The sequence below is a fragment of the Parapedobacter brassicae genome (assembly GCF_051400755.1).
GTDB lineage: Bacteria > Bacteroidota > Bacteroidia > Sphingobacteriales > Sphingobacteriaceae > Parapedobacter.
Genome location: NZ_JBLFFL010000001.1, coordinates 724873 through 739063, shown reverse-complemented (window position 1 = coordinate 739063; position 14191 = coordinate 724873). Strand labels below are relative to the sequence as shown.

The following is a 14191-nucleotide window of genomic DNA, read 5'->3' as shown; positions in this document are numbered from 1 at the left end:
TTTGTACCATGGCGGGCATTTATCTTCACATTCCTTTTTGCAAACAAGCATGCCACTACTGTGACTTTCATTTCAGTACATCGCTGAAATACAAAGATCAGCTGCTGGATGCCATGCTTAAGGAGGTTGCATTGCAATCCGATTACCTGCAAGGAGCGCCGGTCGAAACCATTTATTTCGGCGGCGGCACGCCATCGCTGCTATCGGCAACGGATATCCAAGGGCTTATTGATCAAGTGGCAAACCATTTTCAGGTCCGGCCCGATGCGGAGATTACCTTGGAAGCGAATCCAGACGATCTTACCCATACGCAGGTACTGGCGCTAAAAGATACCTTGGTCAACCGATTTAGTATCGGCATCCAATCGTTTTTTGAAGAGGACCTCCGGTGGATGAACCGTGCACATACCGCCGAAGAGGCACAGCAAGCAATCCAGCGTGTGCAGGACGCCGGATATGCCAACATCACGGCCGACCTGATCTATGGTTATCCATTGCTTACTGATGTAAAATGGCAGTACAACATCGGTAGGTTACTGGATATTGGCATCCCCCACGTGTCCGCGTACAGCATGACCGTTGAACCGCAAACGGCATTGGCAGCCTTTATCCGCAAGGGCAGACAGGCGGCCATGGACGAAGGGCAGAGTGCCACGCAATTCGAATACCTGGCGGATGTGCTGACAGCAGCGGGATATGTGCATTACGAAATATCCAACTTTGCTAAAGCAGGAGAGTATGCGCGTCACAATAGCAACTACTGGCGGGGGGTGGCCTACCTCGGCATCGGCCCCTCGGCCCACTCATTTAATGGCTATACGCGGCAATGGAATGTGCGCAACAATGCAAACTATATCAAGGCGTTGCAGGTCGGCGTATTGCCATTTGAGCAAGAGGAGCTGGACGAGCAAGACCGGTTTAATGAGTACATCATGACGGCCCTAAGGACGGTTTGGGGGGTCGATTTGGATCATGTGGAGGATAAATTCGGCAACGCTTACCGCGATGCACTCACGTCCGGACTGCAGCCCTTTCTCGCGAGTGCCGATGTGCTCCGTCAAGGGTCCGTGGTGACCCTCACCAGGAAGGGGAAGCTGCTGGCAGATCACATTGCGGCGGAGTTGTTTGAAATCAAGCCAACCAGCCATCGGACGTAAGGTGGTCAAGTATCAAAGCCGTTGCCCCGGCGTTTTCCTGCACATATTGCCTGGCGGTGTTTCCTGCGGTATCCCGTATCGGTCTGTCGGTCAACTTGCCAAAAACGGCTACAAATTCCGCTGCATTCCGCACACTGAATCCAGCCCCGCATGCAATCAGGTCCTTCGCCTCCTGAAACTTCTGATAGTTAGGTCCGAAGATGACCGGGATGCCATATGTGGCGGCTTCGAGCGTATTGTGGATGCCTGTTCCAAACCCCCCGCCGATGTATGCTACTCCGGCGTATGCATAGAGGGAGGACAGCATGCCGATGTTGTCGATGATGATGACCGGTTGGTGGCTGGTGGCCTGTGGTGAGTGACCGGTGGTTGGTGATGGGTGGTGGGGGAGTTGGGAGAACCGGACGGAATGCGGGAATAGCTTTTCAATAGAACGTATGTGTTCGTCATGTACTTCATGAGGTGCAATAACAAGGACCCAATCGGGGTAGGCTTGGTGTAAGCGCTCAAGTAGCTCCTCATCGGCCGGCCAGGTGCTGCCGGCTACCAGTACGGGCCGACCGTTGATGCTGCCATCAATGGCAGGGATCGGATTTGGCGCTTTCGGCAATTCCACCACCCGGTCAAAACGGGTGTCTCCCGCCACACTTGCATTTGTATAGCCGAGCCGGGCCAGTAATGCCAAGCTTTCGCTGTTTTGGGTGAAAAAATGGGTCACTGCGGCGAGCGCCTGCCTGAAAAACCCGCCGTACCACTTGAAAAATACCTGATCGGACCTGAAAATCGCTGAGATGACATATAGCGGTGTATGGCGGGAGGCCAAGGCCCTGAAATAGAACGGCCAATATTCATATTTGGTAAATACAGCCAGTTCAGGGTTGATCAGCCGGATGAACTTCTCGGCATTGCCGGGCGTATCTTCGGGAAGATAAAACACATGATCGGCCAATGGGGTGTTTTTTCGTATTTCATGGCCTGACGGCGAATAGAAGGTGATGATGATCGCCTTATCCTGTCGCTGCGCTTTCATCGCTTCCAATACCGGACGGCCTTGTTCAAACTCTCCCAGGGAAGCAAAATGAAACCAAATGCAGCCCCGGCGTTGATCCACTTCTTGAGCAATCCGAGATTGCCAATCTCGTCGTCCGCTGAACCACTTTTTTGCTTTGTCGTTAAAAAATGACAAAACCCAGATTAAGCTTCCGTAAATTTTTACTCCAGCAAGGTAGATCACCCACATCTTTGCGATAAATCATTATATTCGCACCAAACTTAGCTAAATTTACGTTACAAGCGTAAATTTATCGGTTTCTCCTCCACCATAAAAAGACTGTTTTCGTGGAGGAAATGTGTCACACTGATTTCGGAATCAGTTAATACTGCACAAATTATGTCGAGAAAACGCATACTCATCACAGGTGCTGCAGGGTTTTTAGGTTCCCACCTTTGCGATCGTTTTATTAAGGAAGATTACCATGTCATCGGCATGGATAACCTCATCACGGGCGATCTTCGTAACATCGAGCACCTTTTCAAACTGGAGAATTTTGAATTTTACAATCACGATGTGTCTACCTTCGTACACGTGCCGGGCAAGCTGGATTATATCCTGCATTTTGCCTCTCCCGCGAGTCCGATAGACTACCTGAAAATCCCGATCCAAACACTTAAGGTCGGATCATTGGGTACCCATCACCTGTTAGGCCTGGCGCGGGCAAAGGGTGCACGCATTTTAGTGGCCTCTACATCTGAAGTATATGGCGACCCGACGATCAGTCCCCAACCCGAAGAATACTGGGGGAATGTAAATCCGGTAGGGCCGCGCGGCGTATACGATGAGGCCAAGCGTTTCCAGGAGGCGATTACCATGGCTTATCATACGTTCCATGGGCTGGAGACCCGCATCGTCCGCATATTTAACACTTACGGACCGCGTATGCGGCTCAACGACGGGCGGGTATTGCCCGCTTTCATCGGCCAGGCCCTGCGCGGGGAAGACCTCACCGTCTTTGGCGATGGCTCACAGACCCGCTCGTTTTGCTATGTCGACGATCAGGTGGAAGGCATCTACCGCTTGCTCCACAGCGATTACCCTTATCCGGTCAATATCGGCAACCCCGACGAGATCACCATCAAGCAATTCGGTGAAGAGATCATTAAGCTTACGGGCACTACCCAGAAACTGGTGTATAAGGAATTGCCGGTAGACGATCCCAAGCAGCGGCAGCCGGATATTACCAAGGCAAAAGAACTGCTCGGGTGGGAAGCCAAAGTGGACCGTGCTGAGGGGTTGCGTATTACGTACGCGTATTTTAAATCGCTGCCTGATCAAGAGATAAGACATAAAGATTTTACCTATTACAACAAAAAATAGATGAGCAAGATTGTCGTAACGGGAGGTACCGGTTACATCGGTTCGCATACAGTTGTCGAATTGCAACAAGCAGGTTATACGCCTATTGTGGTGGATAATCTGGCCAATTCCAATATAGGTGTGCTGGACCAAATACAGCGGATCACAGGGGTCAAGCCTGATTTCTATAATTTTGACCTGTGCGATGAAGCAGCGGTCAGGCAATTTGTCGCGGATCACCCGGATATCACGGGCATTATCCATTTTGCAGCCTACAAAGCGGTCGGAGAGTCTGTCCGCGAACCCCTGAAATATTATTATAACAATTTCTTCTCGCTGATCAACCTGCTCAATGCGTATCAGGGTAAACCGGTTAATTTCGTGTTTTCCTCCAGCTGCACGGTATATGGACAGCCCGATGACCTGCCCGTCACGGAGGCTGCTCCGGTAAAGCGGGCCGAATCGCCTTATGGCAATACCAAGCAGGTGGCTGAGGAAATTTTGTCGGAGACCGCGGCGGCTTTCGGTAATTACAACATCATCTCCCTCCGGTACTTCAATCCGGTGGGCGCCCATGAAAGTGCGCTGATCGGCGAGCTGCCGTTGGGGGTGCCTCAAAACCTGGTGCCATTCATTACGCAGAGTGCTATCGGCAAACGGGGAGCGATCACGGTTTTCGGCAACGATTATAATACGCCTGACGGGTCGGCGGTACGCGATTACATCCATGTGGTCGATCTTGCCAAAGCGCATGTGGCAGCCATCAAGCTGCTCGAAAAAGGCAACCCAAATGGCAACTATGACGTATTCAATATCGGGACCGGACGGGGAAATTCGGTGCTGGAGGTGATCAGGGCGTTTGAAGAATCGACCGGTGTGAAGCTCGATTACCAGATCGGGCCCCGCCGGGCCGGCGACGTAGAGCAGGTGTGGGGCGATGTTTCCAAGTCCAGCCGCGAACTGGGCTGGAAGGCGGAGCTGGGGATAGCGGAGATGATGCAATCGGCCTGGAAATGGGAACAGTATTTGAAAGAGAATCCGCTAACGGACTAATTTGTAATGAAGAAAAAAATCATCATCACCGGAGGTGCGGGCTTTATCGGCTCCCATGTGGTGCGCCGATTGGTGAAAACCTACCCCGACTATCACATCGTTAACCTCGATAAGCTTACCTACGCCGGCAATCTAGCCAATCTCACCGATATTGAAGACCGCCCGAATTATCGGTTTGTCAAAGGCGATATTACCGATGTTGCATTTATCGATAACTTGTTTGCTGCTGAGCAACCCGATGCGGTCATCCACCTGGCAGCGGAGTCGCATGTCGACCGTTCGATCAGCAATCCGGTTGACTTTGTGTTGACGAATGTCGTAGGCACCGTTAATTTGCTGAATGCAGCGCGCAAGCATTGGGATGGCGCCTATGATAAGCATCGCTTCTATCATGTATCTACCGATGAGGTATACGGCGCACTGGGTGAAAGCGGCATGTTCACCGAAGAAACCAAGTATGATCCTCATTCGCCATATTCCGCTTCCAAAGCATCCTCTGATCATTTTGTGCGTGCTTATCAGGATACCTATGGCATGGACACCGTTATATCCAATTGCTCGAACAACTATGGATCGCACCATTTTCCGGAAAAGCTGATCCCATTGGCGATCAATAATATCAAAAACAACAAACCTGTGCCGGTATATGGCAAGGGCGAGAATGTGCGCGACTGGTTATGGGTAGAAGATCATGCGCGGGCGATCGATCTGATTTTTCACAAAGCGGCCTCCGGCGAGACCTATAACATCGGTGGGCATAATGAGTGGAAAAATATTGACCTCATCCGCTTGCTCTGCAGCATCTTGGATCGCAAACTGGGGCGTGCAACGGGTGAGTCGGCCAAGCTCATTACCTTCGTGAAAGACCGCGCAGGACACGACCTGCGCTATGCCATCGATGCCAGCAAGCTGAAACGCGACCTGGGGTGGGAGCCCAGCCTGCAATTTGAAGAAGGATTGGAAAAAACGGTAGATTGGTACCTGGCCAATGAGGCGTGGCTGCAAGACGTCACCTCGGGGCACTACCAACAGTATTACGAAGCGCAGTATGGCGGCTGATGCCGCCGTTAGGATGTTCCTCAACCCTTTAAATGCAAGGCCTTTGGCTTGGTAAATGCCCGTAATCCTTGGTGCGACAGGGTCATCCCGATGCCGGAGTGGCGCCTACCGCTCCATGGCAGGGCAGGGCTCACCCGATCACAGCAATTCCAATAACCGGTTCCTGCGTCAATACGTTTGAGTATGGAAAGCGCCCTTTCCCGATCGGGGCTATAAACGCCGGCGGTAAGGCCGTAGCCGGTATCCTGCATCAATGCCAGGGCGTCTTCATCGTTTCTCACTTTCATGATGCCGATGACCGGGCCAAAGCTTTCCTCCCGCATTACAGCCATGCGGTGATCTACTTCAGTGAGTACGGTAGGCTCGAAATAATACCCCTTTCCGCCGACACGTTTGCCTCCTATAACTACCTTGGCCCCTTTGCTGACCGCATCTTCAATTTGGCTTTCCAGCACCTCCCGTTGCCCGCCTCGGCTAAGCGGACCAAAATAGGTGTCGTCATCGTGCGGATCCCCGGTTTTCCAGGCCTTTACTTGGGCAATGAATGCGTTGACATAGGCATCATATACCTGCTCGTGCACATAAATCCGCTCAACGGAACAACAGCTCTGCCCGTTGTTATAGAAAGCACCGTCCGCTGTGGCAGCGGCGACGGATTCAATATCTTCCTGACCGTCGGTTACGTATACCGGATCTTTCCCGCCGAGTTCCAGTTGGCAGGGAACCCATCTCGGAGACACCTGCTCATAGATGTATTTGCCAGTGGCGTACGAGCCGGTAAAGAAATAACCATCGAATGGTAATGCCAATAAGGCCTTTCCCGCATCGGCGGCTCCTATGCCTGCTTGGAAGACATCGTCGGGTACCCCTGCCTGTTTCAGGAGCCTTTCGATGTGCAGTCCGGTCAGCGCCGCATGTTCGGATGGTTTGTAGAGCACGGCATTTCCAGCCAGGAGTGCCGGGACAAAAACATTCACGCCAACCAGGTAGGGATAGTTCCAGGCCGAAATATTGCAGACCGTGCCCAGCGGCTCGTAGCTGATCACTTCTTCCCCGCTGCCCATGAGTTCGTCTGACAGGTAGTTGGATGCGTTGCTGCACAGCCAGGAAATGCGATTGATGGCTCCTTTGATCTCATTCCGGGACTGCCATACCGGCTTGCCTGTTTCCGCTGTCAAGGTATCTGCTAAGGCTTCGGATTCCTGGTTGAGCAGTACGGCAAACTGTTCGACGATGCTGATCCGATGATCCAGCGGTACTTGCGACCATGCCAGCTGGCCTTTGCCAAGCCGCGTGTGCTTAGCCTTCAACGTTTCAGCGTCATCCACTGTGAGGGATGTGATAATCTCTTCTGTTGCAGGATTAATGATATTCATGGGGTATGTTATGCCAAAGTTGTCGATTGGGCCTCCGTGACGAAAGCCGTTAAGATATTGCTGACAAAGGGATTATCCGTATCAGCCATCCGTTCGGGATGCCACTGAATCAGGCACAAGAAAGGCATACCCTGTTTTTCTTTTCGTTCAATGGCCTCCACTACGCCATCGGGCGATATGGCTGCCACCACCAGGCCGTCCCCAATTTTATCGGCGCTTTGGTGGTGAAGGCTGTTTACCATTCCCTCCCGGCGGCCGGTTATGTCCGACAACTGGGAGTAGGGGTCTACCATTACAGGGTGTTCACGCAACGTTCCATCGGGCAATTTGCCGTGTTCGAATTTCCCCCATCGGGGCAAATCCGGAATCAATGAGCCCCCGAAGAAAACATTCACGAGTTGCAGCCCCCGGCATATCCCCAATATCGGCAATGGCCGCTTCACGGCATGCTCCAGCAGCTGGAACTCAAATTCATCACGGCGGATATCGAAATCCTCCGGAACACAGTAAGGCAAATAGGCTTCGCCTTGGTAGCGCGAGGGGTGCACGTCTTCTCCGCCGGTGAATACGAGACCCTGGCATTGCTCGATATCCCGCAGGTTTGCGAACCTGTATCCCAATCGCACGATTGCTACTTGGTCTGTAAGGCTCAAAAGCCAGTTGGCATACAAGTCATACATCCTGCCGTCTGTCATGCCGATAACCGTTTTGCTCATAGCGCCTGCTCGTATAATGATTTAAAATCTGCCCGGGTCACCGGTTTGGGGTTATTGGGGTGGGCAAAATCCGCCACAGCCAGGTCAGACAAGGCATCGATATGGGTTGGTTTCACCCCGATATCGCGCAGGCGGCTCGGTATTCCTATTTTTTCGCCCAAACCGAAAAGGTAATCCACTACGGCATCGCCGGTCTCTTCTGTTAGCATCAAGGTGCGGGCAATCCGCCTGAATTTTTCTTCCTGCCCGGCGATGTTGAATCGCATGCCATAGGGGAGGTTCACCGCATTGGCTAAGCCATGGTGGGTATCCAGCAACGATGACAACGGATGCGCCAGGGAATGCACGACTCCCAAACCTTTCTGGAACGCGATCGCCCCCATCATGGAAGCCATGAGCATCTGACTCCGCGAGGTTTTATCTGGATCCGTAACCGATTTTTCAAGTGCCCCGTTGATTAATCGGATACCCTCTAACGCAATACCGTCACAAATCGGGTTATCATTTTTTGCCAGAAAAGCCTCCAGATTGTGCGTCAGGGCGTCCATTCCGGTAGCTGCGGTAATGGCCGGCGGCAGGTCCATGGTCAGCAGCGGGTCGGCAAAGACCATCTTTGCCATCAGCTTGGGAGAGAAGAGTATCCGTTTGCGGTGCGTTTCGTCATCCGCGATAATGGCGCTCCTGCCCACCTCGCTTCCGGTACCCGCCGTGGTCGGGATCGTGACGAAGTGTGGTACCTCGTTGGTCACATAGACATCGCCGCCAATCAAGTCGTCGTACATGAACAGGTCTTCGCGGTGATACACGCGTAAGGTTATCGCACGGGCGATGTCCAAAGCAGCCCCGCCCCCAATACCGATGATGCTGTCCCGGTCGGTATCATCCCACACTTGTGTTCCGTGGTAGACGTCAGATTTGACCGGATTTTTATGGGTTTGATCGAACATCCTGACCGACATGCCGTTCCTTTCCAAATCCGCAACAATGCGCTTGAAAAAAGGCAGTTGCGAGATGACAGCATCGGTCACCACCAATGGCCGGTTCAATCCCTGTTTTTGCAAGTAACCTGGAAGTTCATGTACAGCGCCGCAACCAAACCGGATGGTTGTGGGTATGCTGAATTGCGAGATTTTGTCAACGTCCATAGTGGTGTTATATGATTTCGAGATAGCGTTTCAATTCCCAGTCTGTAACGGCTTTGGCAAATTCCCGCCATTCCCACTCGCGGGTGGCGCAGAAGTGGTCTACGAACGTTTCCCCAAAGAGTTCCCTGGCCACCTCCGATTGCCGCATGCTGTTTGTGGCATCCCATAGGTTGGAAGGGAGCTTGCCATAGCTTGCCTCCCGGTATCCATTCCCGGTGGTTGGCGGCTGGTTGAGTGTTAGGCCGTGCTTGATGCCATACAGGCCCGATGCCAGGCAGGCGGCAATTGCCAGGTAGGGGTTGGTATCGGAGCCGACGACTCGTGTTTCCAGTCGGGCTGATTTTTCACCGCCCGCCAGCACCCGTAGGGCAACCGTCCGGTTATCCACACCCCAGGTACAGGTAGTGGGCGCCCAAGCGCCCTCCACCAGCCGTTTGTAGCTGTTGATGGTGGGCGCGTACATGGGTAAGATATGCGGCAGGCAATGAAGCTGTCCGGCGATGTATTGCCGCATCAAGGGGCTTATTTTTTCTGGCGCGGTGTGGTCGTAAAACAGGTTATGCTTACCATAGCCATCCCAGAGACTTTGGTGCACATGTCCGCTGCATCCGGGCAAATTTTCATTCCATTTGGCCATGAAGGTGGCCACTACCTGATGTTTGTAAGCAATTTCCTTGACTGCGGTTTTGAATAGCACCGCCCGGTCGGCGGCCTCCAATGCGTCAGCATAAACGATTGCTGCTTCGTATACGCCGGGACCGGTTTCGGTGTGCAGCCCTTCCAACGGTATTCCGAAGGCCTTCAGCAAGCGGAATAGGTCACTGATGTATTCATTTTTCAGGCTGCTTCTCAGGATCGAATATCCAAACATGCCGGGGGTCAACGGATTCAAGGCCTTGAAGTCGCTACGGTGTAGCTCCTCCGGTGTGCTCGCAAAATTGAACCATTCGAATTCCTGAGAAAAAACAGGATTGAATCCCATGTCGATGCATTGTTGGACTACGCCCTTCAGCAGTTGCCTCGGGCAGATGGGCGAGGCGTCACCCGCTCCGTTTACGAAGTCGCCCAAAAAAAAGGGCACTTCCTCTTCCCAGGGGATTTTCCGGTAGGTGCTGATGTCAAGCTTCATCGCCATGTCCGGATAGCCGGTATGCCAACCGGTAAATTTTGCGTTGTCATAAGCCGCATCATTGGAATCCCAACCGAAAACCACGTCACAAAATCCCAGGTCTTTATCCAGCGAGGCATTGAATTTATCGGCGGAAATATACTTACCCCGCAATACCCCGTCAATATCCGAAACGGCCAGTTTCACCTTGGCAGCAGGATGGTTATTTACGTAGTCTTTGATCTGTTGAGCCGTCATTTTTTGAAGCGTTTATTGAGGATGTACGATATGAGGAGAATCGAAAAATAAATCAAGCCGATTTCCCAATTATAGATGAACATCGCAACCAAAGATACACTTCCGATCAGTAATGCGACGATGGGAAACCACGGATAAAGCGGAACGTTGAAAGGTCGGTCCAAATCAGGCTCGTTTTGGCGGAGCCGGATGATGGATAGCATGGCAATCACATAAAGGGTGAGCGCACCGAAAACGGCCATCGTGATGATGTCGCCGGTACGGCCTGTAAAAAGCGCCAACAATCCCACCACCATATTACCACACAACGCATAAGCCGGTGTTTGGAAACGTTTAGATATGACCCCAAAAAAGGAGGGGAAATTTCGTGTCCTGCCCATTTCATAGGTCGACCTTCCCGCGGCCAGTATCAGGCCGTGGAACGAAGCAACCAGTCCAAACAGCCCAACCGTGATGAGCAGGTGGTACATCAGGTGGTTTTCGCCGGTGACGATTGATAGCGCCAGCGGCAAGGGCGAGTCGGAGGTGTCTCCGCTGATCCCATTTTTATAAACAATGGCTTCCCAGCCTCCGATACCTACGGATGTAACAAAAACCATCACGCAGAGCATCACCAGGGTGAAGATGGCCCAGCCAAATCCTTTCTGTATATCCCGTTGTGGGTTTTTGGTCTCCTCCGCCACGTTGGCGATACCCTCGATACCTAAGAAAAACCAAATGGCGAAGGGCAGTGATGCCAATATACCTCCCCACCCGTTTGGAAAAGCATTTTTGGTCAGGTTAGCCACCTCAAAGCGGGGGGAAGCGATGCCCACGAATAGCAGTAATTCACCGACGGCAAGGATGGTAATGATGATCTCAAACGTGGCGGCAGCCTTTACCCCGACAATGTTTAGCCCGGTGAATAGCAGGTAAGCCACTATGGCACTGGCAAGAATCGGGATATCCGGGAAAAAGGCATTGAAATAAGCACCTATGGCAAAGGCGATAGCCGGAGGCGCAAACACAAACTCCACTGTTTGCGCGATACCTGCGGCAAATCCTACATCTTTGCCGAACGCTCTTTCGGCATAATCAAAGACCCCACCTGCCTTCGGGATGGCGCAGGCAAGCTCCGTGTAACTGAAAGTAAAGGTCACATACATCACCATGACTGCCAGCGTAGCGATCCCCATACCCAATGTCCCCCCTTTTTCCAACCCGAGGTTCCATCCGAAATACATGCCTGAGATGACATAACCCACACCCAATGCCCATAACGCGAAAGGTGTGAGCGTCTTTTTTAGTTTGGTTTCGCTCATTTGATCTGCATTTGATCGTTTGCTCCTCCTGGCTCGATTTAATACGGGAAATGTAATTGGTCAATCTTTTTCACACGGTCCATTAGCGTCTGCCAAACACGGTAACGCCATCGGACGAACGAACAGGTGAATCAGGCTCTAAAGATAGAAAATATCTCTGGTTAGCGCGGATTGGCCATCCCATTTTTGATGAGAAATTCGCCATCCACCTCCTTGTCTATGCGGATATAGCCAGGATAATTGATTTGCTTATTGCCCAGCGCCAGCGTGGGCTTGATACTGAAGGTCAGGTTGATCTTGTCAGATGTGTTGCCATTGCGTACGCCTTGAATAAACGCAATCAGTTTATTGCGCGTCGGACCATCGGCGAGGAACGGATAGACGTTGGTTTGTAATTTCACCGGCACCACCACGGTTTCCCCGGGAGGCACTTCAATGGGCAAATCCGAAGTGCCATCGAGCACCTCCTTACCTTCTACAGCTACTTTGTACATAAACTGCTGAATACCGGCCAGATCAGAGGTGGGGTTGGTAATCCGGATGTTGAGTATGCCCGAGAGCGGGACGTCGCTGTTCAAGAACCCGAATGCCACCCCCGGCAGACGGCTGATATCTACCCTGCCGTTGGCAACGAGCTTATTCACATCCGTTCCGGCCAGGAAAACGCTATCAGCCGATATAAATTCATATTGGCATTTTTCCAGCGCCCGCAGTGCCTTGGCCTGCCTATCCAGTGCGCAGGACGCGATAGCAAGCAGTATGCCCGTGGCAAGCAGCCAAATCTTGGCAGCTGTCCACCGTTTCGATCGATTTGTCTTCTCTGGATTACGCCGTGTCATACTTTCTATACGCTATCATGCTGCAAGGTAAGAAAAAAGGGCGGCCGATAGGACCGCCCCAGCATTTTTTGGATGGTTTATCCGTTTACAGCCGGTTTATCTGCTACAGTCAGCCGTCCACGTACCGCGGTCGTTGGTGACCAGCATATTGAGCGAGCTTGCCGAAATGGTGATACCCGTGAGGCCTTCTCCGACACTCACATACGTTTCATCACTGCTTTCTTCAAATCTAACGCCGGTGATATCCGGTATGCCACTGCCAAACACAAAAGAATACGATTCGCCTGCTTTCGCTACGGTTACCCGGCCATCCTCATCGGTAATGGTCCGTTCGTCATCATTGAAGGTAATGGTACCTTCGTAGGTGCCCACGAACAAGTCCCTGTCGCCCGGACTAGTATCCTCGTCACACGAAACTACAAACATTAATGAAGCTATCACTAACGCACCAAAAAATTTCATTTTATTTTTCATCACGATATAGTTTTGTTACAGGAATAAAGGGGCAAAGGCCATGCCAAGGAAGGGATCACTGCAGTCTGCTTGTAGGTAATTATTTGGTAGTCAATTAACTATGTCGCTTTCCGTGAGGAGTGGAACGATAATTGAACTATCAACCGCTATGGTTTTATCACTTCGGCTAGCTGCTCCGCCAGGATAAGCATCTCTTCTTCCCGGGGTTGGTTGCGGTTGGTTAACAGGATGATGCTGAAATGTTGGGACGGAATCCTGTAAAAGATATTCCGGAAACTGGTACTGCTGCCGGTATGATACACCACCTGTTCGTCCTGATCCTTTTTCTTGAGGTGCCACCCATAGCCGTATTTCACGGTGTCGCCATCAGCTAGGTGATGGTATGCAAAAGCCTCCTCCAGCAGCTTTGTTGGTAATACCGCTGCGGTATATAAGGCTTGGTCCCATTTGAGCAAATCCATCACATTGCTGTAAATGCCGCCATCGCCCAGCACGGCGCTGGTGGAGCTTTGGTCCCGTTGCTCCCAATGCCCATCCATCACTGTATATCCGTAAGCGCGCGAAGGTACCGTGGTCTTCCCTTTTTCATGGGCTAGCGTGGTGGTCATGCCCAATGGCTTGAATACATGTTCCTCAAGGTAGTCCGCAAACGGCTGACCGCTATATTGCTCCACCATCAGCGCGAGCAGCGCATAAGCCGAATTGCTGTACCGGAATTGGGTGCCGGGAGTAAAATAGCCGCTGTCGAGCGTCATCAGGATATCCAAAACGCCCTGGTCTTTAATCTGGGGGTTAAACGCGGTATCCGCCACGTAATCTTCATAATCGGGTATTCCCGAGGTATGGGTGAGGAGATGCTTCACCGTGACGGCAGCACCGTACGCCGGGAATCCCGGAAATGCTTGTGTAAGTGTCGTGTTTAAGGATAACCGGCCCTTATCAATAAGTTGCAATATACAAGCGGCGGTAAACTGCTTGGTCACGGATGCCAACCTGAAATTGGTTGTTGCCGTCACTTTTTCCCCGCGCCCAAGGTCGGCATATCCATAGTTCCGTTGCAGCAGGATCTTCCCATCCTTTACCACGAGCAGCGCAGCGCCAGGATTTTTGCCTTGGTACGGCGCGAGTATCCGATCGATGGCGGCAACGTCCTGGGCCTTGAGCGCAGACAAGGTTGTCCAAATCATCAGATGCGCCAGAAATATAATCTTACAGACGTACATAGCAGGTAAAAATAGCATTTATAAGTCAAAACCGCTGTTGGATTATTGAAATATACTCCTACTTTAGCGAGGTGAACAGGGTTGTACTAGCCTTGGATGATTAACGATCGGTTTAACCTTGAAGTTTTT

Annotated in this window: 13 protein-coding genes; 4 read left to right on the top strand and 9 right to left on the bottom strand. The window is 51.8% G+C overall.

Annotated elements, in window-relative coordinates; genetic code table 11:
* Positions 1 to 8 precede the first annotated feature (8 nt).
* A complete protein-coding gene (hemW, locus tag ACMGDE_RS02960) occupies positions 9 to 1157 on the top strand; it encodes a radical SAM family heme chaperone HemW (RefSeq protein ID WP_436831269.1) in 1149 nt (382 codons plus the stop codon).
* Here the strand turns inward: hemW and ACMGDE_RS02955 are convergent.
* Entirely contained in the window at positions 1132 to 2397 is a 1266-nt protein-coding gene (locus ACMGDE_RS02955; RefSeq protein ID WP_436831268.1) for a 3-deoxy-D-manno-octulosonic acid transferase, read from the bottom strand. The genes hemW and ACMGDE_RS02955 overlap by 26 nt on opposite strands.
* A 150-nt stretch (positions 2398 to 2547) precedes the next feature.
* On the opposite strand from ACMGDE_RS02955, the gene ACMGDE_RS02950 reads away from it, so the two are divergent.
* The 3 genes from ACMGDE_RS02950 to rfbB are packed head-to-tail and all read left to right on the top strand — an operon-like array spanning position 2548 to position 5622.
* Positions 2548 to 3531 carry a UDP-glucuronic acid decarboxylase family protein gene (locus tag ACMGDE_RS02950; RefSeq protein ID WP_436831267.1) on the top strand — a complete coding sequence of 328 codons (984 nt, stop codon included), beginning with the start codon at positions 2548 to 2550 and terminating at the stop codon, positions 3529 to 3531.
* Positions 3532 to 4563, top strand: a complete 1032-nt coding sequence (galE, locus tag ACMGDE_RS02945) for a UDP-glucose 4-epimerase GalE (RefSeq protein ID WP_436831266.1) — start codon at positions 3532 to 3534, stop codon at positions 4561 to 4563.
* Between the two features lie 6 nt (positions 4564 to 4569).
* Positions 4570 to 5622, top strand: coding sequence for a dTDP-glucose 4,6-dehydratase (rfbB, locus tag ACMGDE_RS02940; RefSeq protein WP_436831265.1), 1053 nt, complete (start codon positions 4570 to 4572; stop codon positions 5620 to 5622).
* A gap of 20 nt (positions 5623 to 5642) precedes the next feature.
* Here rfbB and ACMGDE_RS02935 read toward each other — a convergent pair whose 3' ends face one another.
* From ACMGDE_RS02935 to ACMGDE_RS02900, 8 genes are all read right to left on the bottom strand, one after another.
* Complete coding sequence (locus tag ACMGDE_RS02935; RefSeq protein ID WP_436831264.1) at positions 5643 to 6998, bottom strand: aldehyde dehydrogenase family protein; 1356 nt, start codon at positions 6996 to 6998, stop codon at positions 5643 to 5645.
* Positions 6999 to 7006: 8 nt separating this feature from the next.
* The gene (locus ACMGDE_RS02930) at positions 7007 to 7714 is read right to left on the bottom strand and encodes a gamma-glutamyl-gamma-aminobutyrate hydrolase family protein (RefSeq protein ID WP_436831263.1); all 708 of its coding nucleotides are present in this window, start codon (positions 7712 to 7714) and stop codon (positions 7007 to 7009) included.
* Positions 7711 to 8859, bottom strand: coding sequence for an iron-containing alcohol dehydrogenase (locus ACMGDE_RS02925; RefSeq protein WP_436831262.1), 1149 nt, complete (start codon positions 8857 to 8859; stop codon positions 7711 to 7713). The genes ACMGDE_RS02930 and ACMGDE_RS02925 overlap by 4 nt, the downstream gene beginning before the upstream one ends.
* A gap of 7 nt (positions 8860 to 8866) precedes the next feature.
* Positions 8867 to 10225 (bottom strand): glutamine synthetase family protein, encoded by a 1359-nt coding sequence (locus tag ACMGDE_RS02920; RefSeq protein WP_436831261.1) that lies wholly within the window; start codon positions 10223 to 10225, stop codon positions 8867 to 8869.
* Positions 10222 to 11526: an ethanolamine permease gene (gene eat, locus ACMGDE_RS02915; protein ID WP_436831260.1), complete on the bottom strand. Its 1305-nt coding sequence runs from the start codon at positions 11524 to 11526 to the stop codon at positions 10222 to 10224. The genes ACMGDE_RS02920 and eat overlap by 4 nt, the downstream gene beginning before the upstream one ends.
* Before the next feature lie 161 nt (positions 11527 to 11687).
* Entirely contained in the window at positions 11688 to 12365 is a 678-nt protein-coding gene (locus ACMGDE_RS02910; RefSeq protein ID WP_436831259.1) for a hypothetical protein, read from the bottom strand.
* 96 nt (positions 12366 to 12461) lie between these two features.
* On the bottom strand, positions 12462 to 12791 hold the full coding sequence (locus ACMGDE_RS02905; RefSeq protein ID WP_436831258.1) for a hypothetical protein: 330 nt from the start codon (positions 12789 to 12791) through the stop codon (positions 12462 to 12464).
* A 194-nt stretch (positions 12792 to 12985) separates the two neighbouring features.
* On the bottom strand, positions 12986 to 14026 hold the full coding sequence (locus ACMGDE_RS02900) for a serine hydrolase domain-containing protein (RefSeq protein ID WP_436831257.1): 1041 nt from the start codon (positions 14024 to 14026) through the stop codon (positions 12986 to 12988).
* Positions 14027 to 14191: the final 165 nt, after the last annotated feature.

Coding starts and splice junctions, on each gene's coding strand:
- hemW (WP_436831269.1), top strand. CDS start 9: ATGGCGGGCATTTATCTTCACATTCCTTTTTGCAAACAAGCATGCCAC.
- ACMGDE_RS02955 (WP_436831268.1), bottom strand. CDS start 2,397: ATGTGGGTGATCTACCTTGCTGGAGTAAAAATTTACGGAAGCTTAATC.
- ACMGDE_RS02950 (WP_436831267.1), top strand. CDS start 2,548: ATGTCGAGAAAACGCATACTCATCACAGGTGCTGCAGGGTTTTTAGGT.
- galE (WP_436831266.1), top strand. CDS start 3,532: ATGAGCAAGATTGTCGTAACGGGAGGTACCGGTTACATCGGTTCGCAT.
- rfbB (WP_436831265.1), top strand. CDS start 4,570: ATGAAGAAAAAAATCATCATCACCGGAGGTGCGGGCTTTATCGGCTCC.
- ACMGDE_RS02935 (WP_436831264.1), bottom strand. CDS start 6,998: ATGAATATCATTAATCCTGCAACAGAAGAGATTATCACATCCCTCACA.
- ACMGDE_RS02930 (WP_436831263.1), bottom strand. CDS start 7,714: ATGAGCAAAACGGTTATCGGCATGACAGACGGCAGGATGTATGACTTG.
- ACMGDE_RS02925 (WP_436831262.1), bottom strand. CDS start 8,859: ATGGACGTTGACAAAATCTCGCAATTCAGCATACCCACAACCATCCGG.
- ACMGDE_RS02920 (WP_436831261.1), bottom strand. CDS start 10,225: ATGACGGCTCAACAGATCAAAGACTACGTAAATAACCATCCTGCTGCC.
- eat (WP_436831260.1), bottom strand. CDS start 11,526: ATGAGCGAAACCAAACTAAAAAAGACGCTCACACCTTTCGCGTTATGG.
- ACMGDE_RS02910 (WP_436831259.1), bottom strand. CDS start 12,365: ATGACACGGCGTAATCCAGAGAAGACAAATCGATCGAAACGGTGGACA.
- ACMGDE_RS02905 (WP_436831258.1), bottom strand. CDS start 12,791: ATGTTTGTAGTTTCGTGTGACGAGGATACTAGTCCGGGCGACAGGGAC.
- ACMGDE_RS02900 (WP_436831257.1), bottom strand. CDS start 14,026: ATGATTTGGACAACCTTGTCTGCGCTCAAGGCCCAGGACGTTGCCGCC.